General features: G+C 61.7%; 15 protein-coding genes and 2 pseudogenes. 15 read left to right on the top strand and 2 right to left on the bottom strand.

The genetic code is table 11. The annotated features are described in order from the left end of the window. Positions 1-856 precede the first annotated feature (856 nt). The 6 genes from hflK to VC212_RS07260 all read left to right on the top strand — a co-directional run bounded on the left by hflK (position 857) and on the right by VC212_RS07260 (position 9,536). The gene (gene hflK, locus VC212_RS07285; RefSeq protein ID WP_055845750.1) at positions 857-1,993 is read left to right on the top strand and encodes an FtsH protease activity modulator HflK; all 1,137 of its coding nucleotides are present in this window, start codon (positions 857-859) and stop codon (positions 1,991-1,993) included. Beyond that, positions 1,990-2,853: a protease modulator HflC gene (locus tag VC212_RS07280; protein WP_115553215.1), complete on the top strand. Its 864-nt coding sequence runs from the start codon at positions 1,990-1,992 to the stop codon at positions 2,851-2,853. Before hflK ends, VC212_RS07280 begins: the two co-directional genes overlap by 4 nt. 439 nt (positions 2,854-3,292) lie before the next feature. Then, the gene (locus VC212_RS07275; protein ID WP_323515337.1) at positions 3,293-3,757 is read left to right on the top strand and encodes a transposase; all 465 of its coding nucleotides are present in this window, start codon (positions 3,293-3,295) and stop codon (positions 3,755-3,757) included. Positions 3,758-4,316: 559 nt separating this feature from the next. Continuing rightward, positions 4,317-4,502 (top strand): DUF2065 family protein, encoded by a 186-nt coding sequence (locus tag VC212_RS07270; protein ID WP_323515335.1) that lies wholly within the window; start codon positions 4,317-4,319, stop codon positions 4,500-4,502. Positions 4,503-4,917: 415 nt separating this feature from the next. Continuing rightward, entirely contained in the window at positions 4,918-6,210 is a 1,293-nt protein-coding gene (locus VC212_RS07265; RefSeq protein ID WP_055845741.1) for an adenylosuccinate synthase, read from the top strand. Positions 6,211-6,869: 659 nt separating this feature from the next. After that, the gene (locus tag VC212_RS07260; RefSeq protein ID WP_323515333.1) at positions 6,870-9,536 is read left to right on the top strand and encodes a M1 family metallopeptidase; all 2,667 of its coding nucleotides are present in this window, start codon (positions 6,870-6,872) and stop codon (positions 9,534-9,536) included. A 295-nt stretch (positions 9,537-9,831) separates the two neighbouring features. On the opposite strand, the gene VC212_RS07255 is transcribed toward VC212_RS07260, so the two are convergent. After that, positions 9,832-11,157: an XVIPCD domain-containing protein gene (locus VC212_RS07255; RefSeq protein WP_323515332.1), complete on the bottom strand. Its 1,326-nt coding sequence runs from the start codon at positions 11,155-11,157 to the stop codon at positions 9,832-9,834. A gap of 25 nt (positions 11,158-11,182) precedes the next feature. Next, complete coding sequence (locus tag VC212_RS07250; RefSeq protein ID WP_323515331.1) at positions 11,183-12,046, bottom strand: hypothetical protein; 864 nt, start codon at positions 12,044-12,046, stop codon at positions 11,183-11,185. 755 nt (positions 12,047-12,801) lie between these two features. On the opposite strand from VC212_RS07250, the gene VC212_RS07245 reads away from it, so the two are divergent. From VC212_RS07245 to VC212_RS07205, 9 genes and pseudogenes are all read left to right on the top strand, one after another. Then, on the top strand, positions 12,802-13,437 hold the full coding sequence (locus VC212_RS07245) for a hypothetical protein (RefSeq protein ID WP_323515329.1): 636 nt from the start codon (positions 12,802-12,804) through the stop codon (positions 13,435-13,437). A 155-nt stretch (positions 13,438-13,592) separates the two neighbouring features. Then, positions 13,593-14,510 carry a hypothetical protein gene (locus tag VC212_RS07240; protein ID WP_323515327.1) on the top strand — a complete coding sequence of 306 codons (918 nt, stop codon included), beginning with the start codon at positions 13,593-13,595 and terminating at the stop codon, positions 14,508-14,510. Positions 14,511-14,530: 20 nt separating this feature from the next. Beyond that, positions 14,531-14,881, top strand: coding sequence for a hypothetical protein (locus VC212_RS07235; RefSeq protein WP_323515378.1), 351 nt, complete (start codon positions 14,531-14,533; stop codon positions 14,879-14,881). Next, a pseudogene (locus tag VC212_RS07230) lies at positions 14,838-15,206 on the top strand (XVIPCD domain-containing protein); the annotation flags it as partial. The gene VC212_RS07235 and the pseudogene VC212_RS07230, both read left to right, overlap by 44 nt. A 129-nt stretch (positions 15,207-15,335) precedes the next feature. Next, entirely contained in the window at positions 15,336-15,866 is a 531-nt protein-coding gene (locus tag VC212_RS07225) for a MarR family transcriptional regulator (protein WP_323515326.1), read from the top strand. Between the two features lie 147 nt (positions 15,867-16,013). After that, positions 16,014-16,418: pseudogene (locus VC212_RS07220) on the top strand (hypothetical protein); the annotation flags it as partial. Positions 16,419-16,637: 219 nt separating this feature from the next. Continuing rightward, positions 16,638-16,901 (top strand): YlcI/YnfO family protein, encoded by a 264-nt coding sequence (locus VC212_RS07215; RefSeq protein WP_323515325.1) that lies wholly within the window; start codon positions 16,638-16,640, stop codon positions 16,899-16,901. A gap of 6 nt (positions 16,902-16,907) precedes the next feature. Further along, a complete protein-coding gene (locus VC212_RS07210) occupies positions 16,908-17,216 on the top strand; it encodes a type II toxin-antitoxin system RelE/ParE family toxin (protein ID WP_323515323.1) in 309 nt (102 codons plus the stop codon). Between the two features lie 40 nt (positions 17,217-17,256). Further along, positions 17,257-18,147, top strand: coding sequence for a restriction endonuclease (locus VC212_RS07205; protein ID WP_323515321.1), 891 nt, complete (start codon positions 17,257-17,259; stop codon positions 18,145-18,147). Positions 18,148-18,287 lie beyond the last annotated feature (140 nt).

The raw sequence follows: 18,287 nt of genomic DNA, 5'->3' as shown, positions 1-18,287 counted from the left end.
TGCGCGCATGCGCGCTTGTCATCGGGCGCGTCCTGTGCGGCAACGCCTGATGGGGCGGCTTCGTTGCTTCGCGGCTCCGCTGCATGCCCGCACCCAGTTCTCCGCCGCTGCCCACGATGTCGATGGCAGCGCACGACGGGCCGCAGCTAATCATCGCTGCCGTGCCATCGCAGCATCGAGCGCGAAGCGCGCCTGCGCGATGGCACTCGCGACGCCTGGCTGCCGCGCGGGTCAGCGCGCCGGTTTAGTAGGCACCGCCCAATCAGTCAGGTGGTCGGTCGTCAGTCACATGCCTGCATGCGTGACGTTGCATGCGCTGTCAAAGCGCAGCGCAATGCGAGCGATGTGCCACGGCAGTGCTGTCCTCGATCAACAGCCGTCCATTCCAGCACCAGCCGTCCCTCCTGGCCGATGTGCCAGTGCGCGTGAGTGCACCAACCCAGTCGCTGCCACCATTGATTGGCGCGGCACAGCCGCTGTCGTCATGGCGCGTGCTGGTGCCGGTGCCGGTCTCGAAGTGCCCAGGTCGTGCGCAGGAGCGCCGGGGGCGCGTCGGCCGCGCTGGGTCGGTTCGGCCAAGCCTCCCGGTAGCGGAGCGGTCGGCTCCGCGCTTTCGATCTCGGTACCCGTTTTGCGCATTGAGGGCTCCCGCCGACCTATAACCTGGCGCCGCTACCTCGTCTCCACCCCGCCAAGAACTGCCAACCCCTTGATTCACCCCGCCGGCTAAACCGCCGATGCACCAATCAGGGCCTTTCAAAACGGCCGGTCTGCCCCATCTAGTAGAATCGGCGAATCAAACAACACGGCGGCACTGCGGGACTGGCCCGCACAGCCCCTCGATCATGGAGCGTGCATGGCCTGGAACACACCCGGCAACAAGGGCGGAGACGGCCCGGATCCCAACCGTCGCAGGTCCTGGGGCCCGCGCGGTGGTGGCAACGGTGGTGGCTGGGGCAATCTGCCCGCCCCGTTGAAGGAGCTGTTCGACGGCGGCGTGGGGCGCTGGATTCTGGTCGCGGTGGTGCTGATGGTGCTGTTCTCCAGCTTCCAGCTCATCGGTGAGCAGCAGCGTGGCGTGGTGCTGCGCTTCGGCCAGTTCTCGCGCATCCTCCAGCCCGGCCCGAGCTTCAAGCTGCCCTGGCCGATCGAGTCGGTACGCAAGGTCAATGCGACCGAGATCAAGACCTTCAGCAACCAGGTGCCGGTGCTGACGCGCGACGAGAACATCGTCAACGTCTCGCTCAACGTGCAGTACCAGATCAGCGACCCGCGCAAATACCTGTTCGGCTCGCGTAATGCCGATCTGGTGCTGGAGCAGGCCGCGCAGAGTGCCGTGCGTGAGCAGGTGGGTCGGTCTGACCTCAATACCGTGCTCAACAATCGCGGCCCGCTGGCGATCGCCTCCAAGGATCGTCTGCAGATGGCGCTGGATGCCTACAACACCGGCTTGGCCGTGACCGGCGTGACCCTGCCGGATGCGCGTCCGCCGGAAGAAGTGAAGCCGGCCTTCGACGAGGTCAACGGTGCCCAGCAGGTGCGCGAGCGCTTGATCAACGAAGCCCAGGCCTACGCCGCCAAGGTGGTGCCCGAGGCACGCGGCCAGGGCGCACGCACCCGTACCGGTGCCGAAGGTTACAAGGAGGCGGTGATCTCCAAGGCCGAGGGCGACGCCGACCGCTTCACCCTGTTGCAGGAGCAGTACGCCAATGCCCCCGAGGTCACGCGCAAGCGGCTGTGGCTGGAAACCGTGCAGAAGGTGTTGTCGGAGAACCGCAAGGTGATCGGTAGCGATGGTCGCCAGGTCATCTATGTGCCGCTGCCAGATGCTGGCAAGGCTGCCAACGCCGGCGGCAACGCGGGCAATGGCGGCATGCCGTCGATGGTGCCGCAGGACGTGCTGCTGAATCCGCCGCAAAGCGCCAGCAGCGAGGCCATCCGCAACCCGGAACGCGGGCCACGTCCGACCGGCCGTGAGGGAACCGAACAATGAAAAATTCGCTAGTCATCGGCCTGATCGTCGCCGTGTTGCTGACCCTGATGGGCTCGGTCTTCGTGGTGCGCGAAGACCAGACCGCCATGGTGCTCAACCTGGGCCGCGTGGTGCGAGCCGACCTCAAGCCCGGCCTGCACTTCAAGATTCCGGTGGTGGAATCGGTGCGTGTGTTCGATCGCCGCTTCCAGGTGCTCGATACCGCCCCGGCGCGGTATTTCACCGCCGAGCAGAAAGACGTGAGCGTGGACTTTTTCGCCATCGGCTACATCTCCGATGTGCGTGCGTTCTATCGCGCCACCGGTGGTGACGAGTCGGTGGCCAATTCGCGCCTGGCACCGATCATCACCGACTCGCTGCGCAACCAGATCAACTCGCGCACCTTGCAGCAGCTGGTCTCCGGCGACCGCAGCGAATTGATTGCCAGCCAGCTCAAGGGCATCAACGGCGCCATCAAGGGCTTAGGGATGCAGATCACCGACCTGCGCATCAAGCAAATCGACCTGCCGACCGACAGCCAGGTGATCACCGACGTCTACGAGCGCATGCGGGCCCAGCGCAAGCAGGAAGCCAGCAAGCTGCGTGCAGAAGGCGAAGAGCAGGCACTGACCATCCGTGCACAAGCCGACCGCGAAAGCACGGTCATCAGGGCCGACGCCGAACGCGATGCGCAGAAGCTGCGTGGCGAAGGCGATGCCGACGCGGCCCGCATCTACGGCCAGGCCGGCGCAAAGGATCCGTCGTTCTACGCCTTCTACCGCAGTCTGGAGGCCTATCGCGAATCGATGGCCGACGGCAACGGCGTGATCGTGCTCGACAAGAACGACCCGTTCCTGCAATACCTCAAGAGCGATCGTTGATCGCTGAGTGTTGAATTGCTGATCACCTTGTACCGAGGTGCTAGTGTTGAACCGAAAACGCCCGCGCAATGCGGGCGTTTTTTTGTGCCCGTCACGGCCAAACAGTTGCATGCTCGCCCAACGAGCCCGTTACGTAGGAGCGCACCCGGGCGCGACAGGCATTCCCAGCAAAGCGTCGCGCCCAGGTGCGCTCCTACGCGTTGCGCTTATCGTGGGTGTGCGTTTCGGGGTGTTGAAGCATGCGTCAGGAGCCGCAGTTACCTGGCAAGTCTCTAGCCCGATGCCGCCGTAGGAGCGCACCCGGGCGCGACAGGGCCTTGCCGGCATACCCAACCGACCGTCTTCAAACTTTAAACAGCTAAATAACTCGTAGATCTCCTAGAACCAAACCAGGCAACCCCTGATATCCCCCATGCTGCGAGGCCATCAGCATTGCCGCATGGCCAACGTCCACTCATCCGGGCATCGCGCGCTGCGCCGTGGCAGACAGTCTTTGCCCAACGGCGGTTACCTGTTGACCACCACGACATGGCAGCGTCGCGTTGTGTTTGCAGATTTTATGCTCGCCGCTGCGGCCTGTCGGGCGTTCACTGCAGCAACGCCACCCGATGCCAGGCTGCTGGCCTGGGTGTTGATGCCTGATCATGTGCATTGGTTGATGCAACTCGGCAGCGCCACGTCGTTAGCCGACACCGTATCGCGCATGAAAGCGTGCGCAGCGCGCGCGGTGAACGATCAGCGTCAACATCGCGTGCCGGTCTGGAGCCGCAGTTACCACGACCACGCGTTGCGCAAAGACGACGACCTGCACGCAGTGGCGCGTTACCTAGTCGCCAATCCACTGCGGGCCGGACTGGTTACCCGCCTCGGCGATTACCCCTTCTGGGACGCAATCTGGCTGTGAGACCGGTCAGCGTGGGGCGCACTTGGGCGCGACTCGGTTTCTGAGTAATTCCCGTCGCTCCCATGTGCGCTCCTACGATGCAGGCCTGCCTGGCCTGCCTGCCGGGTGGATTGTCTTTTGTAGATTCCCAGGGTGTCTATCGCGCCCGGGCATCCCCGATGACGAGGGTGTCGATCGCGCCCGGGCATCCCAGATGACGAGTGAGGCTTGCTTGGCTTTATGAGGCAGACCCAGCCGCGTAGGAGCGCACCTGGGCGCGACAGCTTTACCGGTAATGCCCATCGCGCCCGGGTGCGCTCCTACGATGCAGGCCTGCCTGGCCTACCTGCCGGGTGGCTTGTCTTTTGTAGATTCCCAGGGTGTCTATCGCGCCGGGCATCCCAGATGACGAGTGAGGCTTGCTTGGTTTTATGAGCCAGACCCAGCCGCGTAGGAGCGCACCTGGGCGCGACAGCTTTACCGGTAATGCCCATCGCGCCCAGGTGCGCTTCCTACGCTGTAGGCCTGTTGGTTGCCGAACCGGCACACTGCAGATCCCCACGTTGTCCTGGTGTTGTTGATGCACGAATTTCTGTCCGCGTTGTGCTTGATCGCCGTCATTGAAGGCTTGCTGTTGTTTGCCGCGCCCACCGCCTGGAAGCGCATGGTCGAGCAACTGTTCAGCCTGCCCGCCGCTCAACTGCGCGCTATCGGCGGCGTCACCCTGGTAATGGGGGCGATCGCGCTGTGGATCGTGCGGCACTGAGCGGGCCATCCATTCCGGCAGCGTAGGAGCGCACCTGGGCGCGACAGGCATTCCTAGCAAAGCGTCGCGCCCAGGTGCGCTCCTACGGCCCGAGGGAATTGGAGATTTTCGACGACCAGGTTAGAGACCGGCAGCATTCGGCAGCACCCACCAACCGGCGGCCAGCCGCAATCTGACCAGCCCCCGATCCGCCGCCTCGCCAGGGGTAGTGCACGTCACCCGAAACCCGGATAATGCACAAAAGCCGGCCGGGCACGCTCCAACCAGAGCACTCCGTTCGGCTTTTTCCGTGTCCGGGTTGGTCGCTGCTGCAACGCTCCCCGATGGAGCCGCGCGCAAGGTGGCGCCGCCAGCCCCGAACCGGTCCCATCCCGCGGCCCCGATGGCCGCAGCAAAACTCAGGAGTCCACCCGTCATGGGTCAGTCAGTTGTCGTGCTCGGTGCCCAGTGGGGCGATGAAGGCAAAGGCAAGATCGTCGATCTGCTTACCGAAGAGATCGGTGCGGTCGTCCGCTTCCAGGGCGGCCACAACGCCGGCCATACCCTGGTCATCAACGGCAAGAAGACCGTCTTGCATCTGATCCCGTCCGGCATCCTGCGCGACGACGCGCTGTGCCTGATCGGCAATGGTGTGGTGATCTCCCCGGCCGCGCTGATCAAGGAAATCAGCGAGCTGGAAGGCGCCGGTGTGGAGGTGCGTTCGCGCCTGAAGATTTCCCCGGCTGCCCCGCTGATCATGCCTTACCACATCGCTCTGGATCAGGCGCGCGAGAAGGCCGCTGGCGGCAAGGCCATCGGCACCACCGGTCGCGGTATCGGCCCGGCGTATGAAGACAAGGTGGCGCGTCGCGGTATCCGCATCGCCGACCTGCATTACCCGCCGCAGCTGGAAGAACTGCTGCGCACCGCGCTGGATTACCACAACTTCGTGCTGACCAAGTACCTGGGCGTGGAAGCGGTCGATTTCCAGAAGACCTACGACGAAGCGCTGGCGTTCGGCGACTACGTGCAGCCGATGAAGTACGACGTGGCCGGCATCCTGCACGACCTGCGCAAGCAGGGTAAGCGGGTGCTGTTCGAAGGCGCGCAGGGCGCGTTGCTGGACATCGACCACGGCACCTATCCGTACGTCACCAGCTCCAACACCACGGTGGGCGGCGCACTGGCCGGCACCGGCGTTGGCGCCGATGCGATCGACTACGTGCTGGGTATTGCAAAGGCCTACGCCACGCGCGTGGGTGGCGGCCCGTTCCCGACCGAACTGGACGACGAAGTGGGCCAGGGCATCCGCGACCGCGGTGCCGAGTACGGCGCCTCCACCGGCCGCCCGCGTCGTTGCGGCTGGATGGACATCGTCGCGCTCAAGCGCGCGGTGGCTATCAATGGTATCTCCGGCCTGTGCATCACCAAGCTCGACGTGCTGGACGGCATGGAAAAGCTCAAGGTCTGCATCGCGTACGAATACCGCGGCAAGCGCACCGAATACGCGCCGCTGGATGCACAGGGCTGGGAAGAGTGCACGCCGGTGTACCTGGAGTTCCCGGGTTGGAGCGAGAACACCCACGGCATCACCGTGTGGGACGAGTTGCCGCCTGCCGCACGCGCCTACCTGCGCGCGCTGGAAGAACTGGCCGGCTGCCCGATCAGCATCGTCTCCACCGGCCCGGACCGCGACCACACCATGGTGCTGCAGGACCCGTTCGCCTGATCGGCTGATGCGTCATTGAAACAAGAAAGCCCTGCGAAAGCAGGGCTTTTCTTTGTCACGCTATCGCACGTCGCCTTAGGTAGCGGAGTAATGGTGTACGTGCCGGCAGCCTGATTGCAGTCCAACCCGGACCGCGACCACACCATGGTGCTGCAGGACCCGTTCGCCTGATTGGCTGATGCGTCATGGAAACAAGAAAGCCCCGCGAAAGCGGGGCTTTTCTTTGTCACGCTATCGCACGTCGCCTTAGGTAGCGGAGTAATGGTGTAAGTGCCCGCAGCCTGATTGCAGTCCAAGGCCAGCTTGCGCACGTAGCGCAGCCGATCAGGCAGGCCGACTGCAACTACGGCGGTTGTGCAGCGTCGGCATCATGCCGAGTGGTGCTGGAGGTATTGGGCGCGCGACGCATCACCGTCATTACCAACTGCGCATCAGCCGCCTTGATACGAGTCGTGTTCATCGCTGGCCTGTAGCATGCCCTCGCCATCCGGCGTCCATTCGCGCCGGCTTGCTTTGATTATCATCGGCAGCATCAACGCTTCTTTTCCACGTCTACGTTTTCGTGCTCGCAAGGCGTGGACGTGACTTTCGGCTGTGTTGGGGTATCTGCGTTGACGCGATGATTCTGCACGGACAACTTCCATCACGTTAGGAACCTCATGCGCCATATTTTGGTGACTGCAATTGCACTGGCGCTGGCCAGCACGTCCGCCGCTACCGTGGCCCATGCTGCCGCTGCTCCCGAGACGGGGGCTCCATCGGTCTCGCAGGTCACTACCCAGCTGCCGCGAACCGCCAGGCCGACGCATTACGCGGTGGAGATCACCCCGCATGCGGACAAGATGACCTTCGACGGCAAGGTGCGCATCGATGTCCAGGTGCTCACCGCCACCGATGCCATCGTGTTGCAGGCGGCCAATCTGCGCTTTTCCAAGGCTACGCTCGCATCAGCGGGCGGCAAGCCGGTAGCGACCAAGATCGCCACCGACGATGATGCGCAGACCGCGCGCTTCGATACCGGCACACCGCTGGCACCGGGCAACTACGTGTTATCCATCGACTACAGCGGCATCATCAACACGCAGGCCAATGGCTTGTTTGCGCTGGATTACACCACGCCGCAGGGCCAGCGCCGCGCGCTGTTCACCCAGTTCGAAAATTCCGATGCGCGTCGCTTCATTCCGTCCTGGGATGAGCCCAATTTCAAGGCCACGTTCGACCTGGCGGTGAATGCGCCGGCCAAGCAGATGGCGGTGAGCAACATGCCGGTGGCGCGTTCCAGCGCAGCGGCGGGCGGAATGAAGAAGGTCGTTTTCCAGACCACGCCCAAGATGTCCACCTACCTGCTGTTCATGAGCCTGGGCGACTTCGAGCGCGCCACGGTCAAGACGGATAACGGCACCGAGATTGGTGTGGTCGCGCAGGCCGGCAAGGTCGATCAAGCCAAGTTTGCACTGGAATCCAGCCGCGATGTGCTGCACGCGTACAACGATTATTTTGGCGTGCCGTATCCGCTGCCCAAGCTGGACAACATTGCTGCGCCCGGGCAGAGCCAGTTTTTCGTCGCCATGGAAAACTGGGGCGCGATCTTTAGTTTCGAGTTCGTGTTTCTGCTTGACCCGGCGGTGGCCGACATCAACAGCAAGCAGGCCGTGTTCACGACCGCTGCGCATGAAATTGCCCACCAGTGGTTCGGCAATCTGGTCACCATGGCGTGGTGGGACGACCTGTGGCTTAACGAAGGTTTTGCCAACTGGATGGAATCGCGGACGACCACGATGCTTCACCCGGAATGGGATATCGACAAGACCAAGGCAGCCTTCAAGAGCCGCGCGGCGATGCGGCGCGATGCCTACGTCACCACCCATCCTGTGGTACAGCACGTGGACACCGTGGAGCAGGCCAGCCAGGCATTCGACGTGATCACCTACGACAAGGGCGAAGCGGTCATCGGCATGCTGGAAGACTACGTCGGCGCCGAGCAATGGCGTGCCGGCGTGCGCAACTACATCAAGCAGCATCGGTACGGAAACGCGGTGACCGATGCACTGTGGCAGCAGGTTGATGCGATGGCACCGGGCAAGCAATTCACCCAGGTCGCACATGACTTCACCACCCAGCCCGGCGTGCCGTTGATCAATGTCGCCTCCACGTGTGTGGACGGGAAGACCAACCTCACCCTGCAGCAGGGCGAATACACGCTCGATCGCCCCGACAAGCAGCCGCTGCGCTGGCATGTGCCGGTCGCCGTGCGTGCCGGCAACGGCGCGCCGGTACGCGTGCTGGTGGATGGCAGCGCACAGCTGCAATTGCCCGGCTGCGATGCACCGGTGGTGGTCAACGCCGGGCAGAAAGGCTACTTCCGCACCCGCTATGCACCTGCGCAGTTCAAGGCGCTCAGCACTGCATTTTCCAGCCTGCCGGTGGTGGACCAGCTTGGCTTGATGATGGATACCAGTGCGCTTGCCACGGTTGGCCTGCAACCGCAGGCAGATGCGCTGGAGTTGACCACCAAGGTGGCGGTGGGCGCTGCGCCGGACCTGTGGGGAACGGTGGCCGGCACTGTGGACAGCGTCGACGACATGCTCAAGCAATACCCGGCCACCCGTGCCGCATGGCGGTCGTATGCCACCTCGCGGCTGGCACCGCAGTTTGCCACCCTGGGCTGGGACGACCGCGCTGGCGATTCGGCGCAGATCAAGCAACTGCGCACGCGGCTGATTGGCAGCCTCAGCGACATGGGCGACGCGCAGCTCATTGCCGAAGCGCGCCGCCGTTTTGCCGCCTTCCAGGCCGACCCGGCGTCGCTGTCGCCGGAGCTGCGCACCAGTGTGCTGAGCATCGTCGCGCGCAATGCCGATGCCGCCACCTGGGACACGCTGCATGCGATGGCGAAGAAGGAAACCTCTTCGATGATCCGCGACCAGTACTACGGCCTGCTGGCGGCACCAGCAGACCAGGCCTTGGCCAAGCGTGCACTGGAGTTGGCCTTGACCGCCGAGCCAGGCGCCACCACCGGTGCCGGCATGATCGACATGGTGGCGAGCGAACATCCGGACCTGGGCTTCGACTTCGCCGTGGCGCATCAGCAACAGGTGGACGGCCTGGTCGACTCCACCTCGCGTGCACGCTATTACCCAAGTCTGGGTTCCGGTTCGGTCGACCCGAAGATGGCCGACAAGATCAAGGCCTACGCAGACCAGTACCTGGCTCCCACCTCGCGCCGCGATGCAGAAACCGCCATCACCGGCATCCAGACCCGGATCAAGCTGCGCGCGGCATTGGTGCCGCAGATCGAGGCGTGGTTGAAGGCGCGTAAGGGCTGAGCTTTGCCGGATGTGAGTTAACGAAAAAGCCCGGCAACCGCTGGGCTTTTTTGTGTCGGGTGTTGGAGGTGAGTGCCTGTTTGCAGTCTGCCGATTCGCGCAAGGGCGTACTGCACTGGATGGGCAAGCAGTTGTGCGTTTGAGCTTAGTGCGACTTCTGGAGTTGCGCGGCAGGCAGCGTTTTTTGAGCGTTTCAACATTGCCACTTGCATCACGAAGCGGCGCTGGTCGTCTACGCGCAATCCGTATTGCACGGCGGAGATGCCTCGCAACGCTGCGTCATGCCAGATTGCACTCAAGCCATCAGCATTGCCGGAGCCTCGCGTGAGCGGTTGTCCATCTCCTGCTGTTGGCTCTGCAGCGCTGCCTGTTGACGATCCACCGTCGCAATTTCCAGCTGCTGCAGCGATTGTCCCACCGGCGTGCGCACCGCCTCATCGGTGGGCATCGATGCACGCAGGTGTGCAGGGTCGTTCAACGCACCTTGCACCACAAACACCGTGTACCCGGCCGGGTGTTGCGTGGTCTGCGTACTCAACGCCACATGGTCCACCCGTTCCAGATTGTTCTGGCGGGCCAGGTTCATGGCACTGGCTACCAGGCGCTCGCTGTTTTCGTCCGGTGTGCGCCCGGCTTGCGCATCGATCGCGCTCACGCCCGCGCTTACCTGTTGCAGCAACGCGTAGTCGCGGTGGCCCGGGCCGATATCGGCCAGTTTGGTAGGCGCCTGCGTCCGATCTGGCGCGCCATCGATCGATGCCGTGAACGGGCTGCGAGTGATGGAGCGGTGCTGATCGTCCTCATGAAATTGCGTCGCTTTCTGCTGGCGCTCCATGCGCACTTGGCGTGTATCGTTGAGTTCTGCCAGGCGCGCAGGATCGGTTTCTTCGCGCATGGAAGGATGCCCGCCACCGACGCTGACATTCATCCACTTCTGTTCTTTTTCGAAGTACATCGCATAGAAACTGTTGCTGCCGATCACATTTGGATCGATCGCAGAACGGCCCTCGAGCATCTGGATCGCTTCGGTTGCCCCCAACTTGGCCAGGTACTGGCTACCGTCCACCAAGCCCATCTGCGCAAAGGTCTCGTAGCCGGTATTGCTGATGCGAGCAGCACCGACGTACTCGTTGTCGAGCATGTTGGTCCAGATCTGCTCCAGCTTCTGGGGGCCGCTTTTTTCTAGGGCCGCTTGCAGGAGCACGCGTGGTGTCCAGCAGTTGGGGTCGAGCTCATGGTCCAGGAAGGCTTGATCGTGTGCACGCATGACATCCTTGCCGGGGAGGTTCAGCGCCATATCCGGACGCTCTTTGTCGAACCAAGATTGCCGAAGCTCAAGATCTTTCTTGAGCAGCGTTTGTCCGAACTCTTCCCACTGGCGTTCGCTCAATTCAGCATTGGCAAAGCGCGAGCCATCATCGTGCTGCGTTTTGGCGTAATTTTGTGCGTAACTGTTAGCCACTTGCCCTGGCAAGCTGTCGTTGCGCACTACGCCTAACGCCAATGTCCCATAGCCGTCTGCGCCATCAAGCTGCGAAAGATAGTTCCAATACAGCGCTCGGTTGCCTTTATTTGCGTAGTCGGAAAGGATTTCCAGGTCTTGCTCAGTCAGTCCGCTCATCGGTTACTCCCTGTAAAAACACTAATCACTGGACTTTAGTGCGGGCTAATACCTTCCTCACCGCATCTTCCATGCGCTTCCAGTCCTTTAAAAAAGCACGCTTGTAATTGAGGCTGATGGAAAGCTTGTTTTCGATGTCAGAGAAATAGTGAACGCAACTTGCTGCAGTAGCTCCTTTTTCATGAATCACTTCAGATCCTTCCAGACGAACACCATCTCCTCGAAATTTGGTGCTGTCGCATTTGATGAAAGTAGTTAAGTTGCCGCCCGAGTCGCGCGCGACATACCAATCGTCCTCAAACGCAGGGTTGCGTGTCGGAGGCTCGCCGTGGTGGGCTTGATACGCTTTGACGTATGCCGCCATCTTCTCCTCATCAATGGCATAGGGCGTTAATCCGAGTGTTTCAGGCTGTGCAATGCGAAGGTCGAGCCTGTCGACAGGATTGCCCCGTTCAACCGAGTCGGTCTCGGTATGCCTATCGTTTGACGAGAAACGCCTCAGCAATGTCTCGACGGGGACACGGTCGACATAGTCGATCGATACAGAAATTTCCTTACGGAAATCGTTAGTTCGCGGGTTCGCGCGCGCACCGGGCGGGGTGGGGGTCATGTCCGGCCACTCGATGACAAGCGTCACGCCTTCGCCCGGCCACGGTGCGATCTGGCTGTCCAGGTAGTTGGCGGGAATGCGGAACGTGTTTGGCCCCAGCTTCACATCCACAGGCGCATCCGAATAGGTGTGCCCGTTGATGGTGCGGCCTGTTGTGACGGTGTCCGACATGGGGGAAGTCCTTTTTTGTTCAGTTGATGGCGTCCGTGCACAGGCACTGCCGGTCACAGCGACGGCAAGTGCAAGAGCCAGGCACCGGCCGGTTGACATCATGTGCATTGGTCAATCCATTGCAGGGTTTGTCGCGAACTATAGGCAAATAAGTGCCGGCGGGACAGGTTGACCACATCGATGACCGGCGTTCGACTCTCTTTAGGTATCAACAAGATCGATGCCAATTTCGGCTAGCGCTCGCAGTCACTTCTCGCTCGAAGCACAAGCACTGATCAGCTGTGCGTATCAAGAAAATGCAATGAGCGCAGAAGGGTGGCGGTGACTTTCGCGAGTGGATATGCAGACCTGCAGTATTGGGCGCGCCTTGATGTGCGACCGGGAGGAACTGACCTCCGGTACTCAATAGAGCCGCGAGATGTCGCACTGCCCCCATATGCTGCACAGGTTGTTACAGGCCTTCTGTTACAGGCGTTGCCAATCTATGGGCCAGATCAATCAATGCCATGCCGATGCTTGACCTCACCCGGTTACGCGGCCACAGTCCGGAGCGTCTGTTCTCTCTGCTCAGGGGATGCTCGTGAAGAATCTGATGCGTTGCCTGGTAGCCACGGCGCTAATGCCCATCATGACGCTTGGGTGTGCACGACTTTCGACAGAAGATGCTGCAGCAAAGCCCTTGCGCGATGCCCAGGAAGCGTCCTCCTTTCCTCAGGCACCCGCTACTTCGCCCACACCCTGGATCCCCTTCAAGTTGGAGCGGCAGATGGGGGGCTATCTGTGTTGACAGGATGCAATCGCAGGGCACTGCGCCTGCACCGCTGTTGAGGGACGCGTTTTGCCGAGGCCCGGCACCCGCGCACATGGCGCGCGCACTGCTGGCTCTGCGTGCAGACGCCGTCGATACCTCGCAGCAGGCGCGCGAAGCCAGTCTGCGCAATGCGGTCTACGTGGCCGCACCTGGGTTGGGACGACGCGCGGATTTCACTGTGGTCGCGGGTGAGCTCACGATTCGTTCGTTCGAAAGTGCCGATCCCGACAAGACGGTGTATCTGGTCTGGCCAGTGAAATGCATTGCGGGTGACGCAGGCCTTGCATGCCAATCAGGCCAAGGGCGCAAAGCCTATCGCCTCGATAAGGACGGCAATGCATCCGACGTCAGCGCATCGATCTTCCCGCCAGCACCCAGCCTTATTGGTGAAGATATCGCCAGGCAGAACGAACACGGCGGTTCGGAGCTTTTTCTGTTCGACGACAAGTTACCTATGGCGCCTACCATGCGATGGCTAATGGAGTTTGACCCCGACCAGCCGCTTGCCGCCGATGACCCAAGGCGGGTCGGCGCTTATGCGCATTTTGGCTTTCTCCGATGGATGGGCGAACGCTTCGAGCGCGTCGAACGGGTTACAAGAGCGCAGTGGCCGTGTCGTCAACAACGCACGGGCGAACCAGCATGTTCTGATTATCCAGATGGTGAGGACCGATTCGTTTCCCATTAATTCAAAGGTTGCCAACCCATGGCGTGCGGCATAGGGTGAGCGCAAGCGCACAGGTGAAACCAGGCCAAAGCAGTAACCAGCACGACAAGGCATGATTGATATCGTCCTGATACAACAAGCCGATCAAAGCTTAGGCAACCCACACGGAGCAGAGCATGCATCATCGCCATTTGAACGGATTGCTTGTGGGTGTCGTGCTCATCGCTGCAGCTGGATGCGCCCAAGACAGCGCCCGCTCGGCAACCAACTCTTCAGCGACGATAGCTGCCCCCCAGAACGTCTATCCGGAAGTGCCTTTGTCCTCTCCAAAGCCATGGAGGCGGTTCGCGCTGGAGCAAGACATGGGGGCCACCTGCACAACCCGATCACAGCGAAGCGCTTCTGGCCGCAGTGTTCTTCTGCCTGCCGACGAATGCATCGGCCCTGCGCCGCGCCCTTTAGCTCAAGTTATCTTGGCGCTTTCGTCATCTGATCTGGCAATCACTCCCGACGCGCGCGCAGACGCCTTGAAACATGCTGTTTACGTTGCATCTGCTGGTTTGGGTAAGCGTGCCGATTTCATGCTGGCGACCGATGCATTTTGGGTACGCTCTTTCGAGTCACCCGATCCACTTGACGTCGTATACCTGGTTGGTGGGGTGCGGTGTACCGATCAGGCAGTGGACTGCAAGGATTCGGGTGGCGTGCGCGCGTTCCGTTTCGATGCGAAAGGACAGTTGGTTGATGTCAGTAGAGAAGTATTGCCGCCTGCACCCGCATTGACCGAGGACGAGATCCGTCGTTACCAGCCTTACGCGGAACCTGTCCCGTTTCTTGATGTATCGCGTCTGTGGGCGGTTCCCGTGCTGCGCTGGGTGATCGAGTTCGACCCGGACGCACCGCTTGCCAGTGATCCGCGCTACTACAACGATTGGGCGTACCTGCATTTCGGATTTCTGGTCTGGAACGGGGAGCGCTTTGACTTGATGAACACGGTTGATCGCTCGCGATGGCCGTGCAGGCCCGTCGCTGAAGGAAAGGCTGCCTGTTCTGGTCCGCTGGACAACAAGGGCGACCGTTTCGTCACTCATTAATCGATGCAGGGAGAGCAAAGATGGCGCGTGTCATAGAGCTAAACATCAAAGAGCGTGCAGACGAGGTTGTGGTGTTGTTCAATGCCAACCGTCCCGTAGATGCAGTGGCATTGCTGGAACGGCATCGGCAAGTACAGCCAGAAATCGTGCAAGAAAGCATGGATCGCTACATCGGCATCCAGGCGAAGCGTGGTATCGCTGCCAATGCAGGCCGCGCGCAGACGCCAGGCGTTACCGCAGCGCTACAACGCCTGCAAAGCATTCACACGACTGCACCGCGATTTCCAGCCGACAATGAGATGGCGACTCTCTCCGACGGTCAAAGAAACGACTCTGGTTGGCAAGTTGGATGCCAGCATGGGACGGAGTAGCGATGCGCACAGCGAGCGGATGAGTGCCAGCTTGGCGCATTTGGCAAAAGAGCATGGGCTTGAGCGGATTGACCATGTGTCGCTGAGCAACCAGACACCGCGTGCGGCGGCCGGCGCTACCGTGTTCGTGGTGCAGGGCGAGCTCAGTAATCCGGCCCATCTGCGTGCCAGCATGCCCACTGACGTGGCCGTCAGTACGCCGGTGGAGCAATCGCTGGCAAAGCTGCAAGAGCTCGACGCGCGCACCTTGGCGCAGAGCCAAAGCCAAGCGCAGGAGAGATCGTTGGCGCAGGAGGAGGCGGTTAAGCCGCGGAGCATTGGGTGAGAGTGTCTGGCTTCCGCCTCCGAGCGGTAGATCCTTGTTTAGGTCGTCGTGTAGCAAAGACTGCTTGCAAAAACAGTTTGTTCGCTGGATATTCCATATTCTGGAATATGGAATAAGACGGGCTTGGCCGTGGAACTGAAGCCCCAGGATCTGGTGGTGCTGTACAAGCAGGTGGCCCAGGCGGGCCAGGCCTGGACCTATGCCTCTCTTGGAGAAGCGCTAGGCATGAGCGCCTCTCAGGTGCATCGCAGCGTCAAGCGCGCGGTGGCATCCGGCCTGGCGCTGGAAAAAAGCCGCGGCGAGTGGGAGACGGTGCGCACGGCCTTGCACGAGTTTGCGGTCCACGGCGTTCGTTATGCCTTTCCTGCCGTCATCGGGCCGCTAAGGCGCGGCATTCCTACGGCCTTTGGCGTGCCCCCACTGTCCACCGCGATTGCCAGTTCCCCAGGGGAGGCACCGGTGTGGCCAAGCGCGCAGGGTACGGCCAAGGGCCCCAGCTTGTCGCCGTTGTCGGCTGGTGCGCCCAACGCTGCGCTGGCCGACCCTGCCTTGCACCAGCTGCTGGCGCTGCAGGACGCCCTGCGTAGCGGGCGCGCCCGCGAGCGCACGCTGGCGGCGCGCTATCTCAAGCAGTTGCTGAGGCTTGGCGATGCGGTCTGATGATCCCAACTACCGCATCTGCTTGTGATTGCGGATGCACTGGGCGAACTTTGCGACCACGTAGTCTTCCTCGGCGGGGCGGTCGTTGGTCTGCTGTTATCCGATCCATTGGCTGAAAACGTCCGCGCCACCTATGACGTCGATGCGGTGGTCAATCTTGATTTGTCCCGATTCCGCGGCATCGAGGCGCGTGTGGAATCGCAGGGCTTTGCGCGCGAGATGCAGAGCGGCGTCGTCTGCCGCTGGGTACAAGAAGCGTCGGGCGTCCTCTTCGACCTGATGCCGGGGGATGCCGGCGTGCTTGGCTTCTCCAACCGCTGTTACGCCCATGCTGTAGGGACGGCCCAAGTGGTGGCCTTGAGCGATCGCCTGTCCATCCGCTTGGTGACAGCGACAGCATTCATCGCGACCAAGCTCGAAGCCTTCGTTACCCGAGGCAACAGCGACTTCCTTTCCAGTCACGACCTGGAGGACGTACTCAATGTCGTCGATGGCCGGGCTGAGCTTGTGGAAGAGTTTGCCGTGGAGCATGCAGATCTTCGGCAGTGGGTCGTCGATGTGTTCTTGGGGCTAATAGACAACCCGGCTTTTGTGAACGCGTTGCCAGGATTGGTCCCCGAACCGGAGCGCGCAAACGTCGTGCTTCAGCGTCTACGGGCCATCGCATCAGCGTAGCTGCGACATCATCAGCTTCAGCTCTGCAACGAAAACCTTGAAGCGCCGCCGCTCGCTTGCGATGATGCGTCGCAATTGCAACGCACTGGGCCCGCCATGAAATCCGCATCACTTCCATCGCTCCGGGTAGACCCGGCGCTGCGCAAAGCGGCCGAAGCCGTGTTGCAGGAGGGTGAGACGCTGTCCAGCTTCGTCGAGCACTCCGTGCGCGCCCAGGTACAGCAGCGGCAGCAGCAGGAAGCCTTCATTGCGCGTGGGTTGGTCTCGCGCGACAGCGCCAAGGCATCAAGCCGATACATCGACGCGAAGGATGTGCTGGCCGGGCTGCAGTCCCAACTGGACAAGGCGCGCAAGGGCTAAGCCAGCGTGGGATTTTCTGTCCGCTTCACTCAGCAAGCGCGCGAAGATTTCGCGCGCCTTTACGACTGGCTGCTACAGCGTGTCGGCCGCGACTTCACCGTGGCCGAGCGCGCGCTGCAGGCCATCGGCGATGGCGTCACCGTGCTTGAACTGGCGCCGTTGAGCTGCCGCAAGGCAGGGTTGGCAGACCCGTTCTTGCGGGAGCTGGTGATCGGCTTGGGTGCCAGCGGCTACGCGCTGCTGTTTGAGGTGGAAAGCGATCAGGTCGTCACCGTTTTGGCCGTCAGGCATCAGCGTGAAGACGACTATCATTAAGCACGGCGCTAGCGCCAACGTCGCGCCACAGGGGAAGTAGATGGCCAATATCAGCAGGCGCCGCACGGGGGAATTGACCCGTGCGCTGTTCCATATCCTCAAGGCCCAACCGGAAGGCATGCGTGCGTCCGATGCACTAGCCTCGCTGGAAAAGCAGGTCGTGCTCACCGAGTACGAAGCGGGCGACTACGAAACCGGCGGCCGTCGCTTCGAGAAGATCGTGCGCTTCAGTACCGTGGCGCCGGTCAAGGCCGGCTGGCTGGTCAAGCACAAAGGCATCTGGACCCTCACGCCAGAGGGCGAAGCGGCGCTGCACGCCTACCCGGATCCGGAGCAATTCATCCGTGCGGTCGGCCATCTGTACAAGAAATGGAAGAGCGCCCAGCCCGTCTCCGACGAGGTCGACGATCCCGAAGGCGAGCTCACCGAGGAATCGGCCAGCATCACGCTGGAAGAAGCCGAAGAAATGGCATGGGCCGAGATCGAGGCGTACCTCGCTGCGATGCCGCCCTACGACTTCCAAGAGCTCGTGGCCTCGCTGCTGCGGGCGATGGGGTATCACGTTGCCTGGGTCGCGCCGCCTGGCAAGGACGGTGGCACCGACATCATCGCTTACAACGACCCGCTCGGCACCCGCCCGCCGCGCATCAAGGTGCAGGTCAAGCGGAATGCAAACTCGCCGCGGATCGATGTGACAGGCCTGCGCAGCTTTATGGCGGTTCTGGGAGAGGGCGATGTCGGTTTGTTCGTTGCGCTTTCTGGTTTCACCAAAGACGCTGATTACGAAGCGAGGCAGTCGCATCGGCGGATCAATCTGATCGATGCGAGGAAATTGGTAGAGCTATGGACGACGCATTACGCGCATCTCAGTGACACTGCCCGCACGCAGCTGCCATTGAAGCCCGTTTGGTTTCTTGCTGCAGAAAGCTGACGAAAGCCCTGCGAAGAAAGTGGATGGTCGCAGTGAGATGCCTGCAAAAAACGCATCATCTAGCGCCTTCGCTCCGTGCTGAGAGGCGAAACTGATGCCGATCTTTCACTCGAATTTAAGCATTACTAAAGAGACGTTTG

It is taken from the genome of Xanthomonas sp. WHRI 8932A, from assembly GCF_035012785.1.
Lineage (GTDB): Bacteria > Pseudomonadota > Gammaproteobacteria > Xanthomonadales > Xanthomonadaceae > Xanthomonas.
This window is presented reverse-complemented; position numbering and strand designations above follow the sequence as displayed.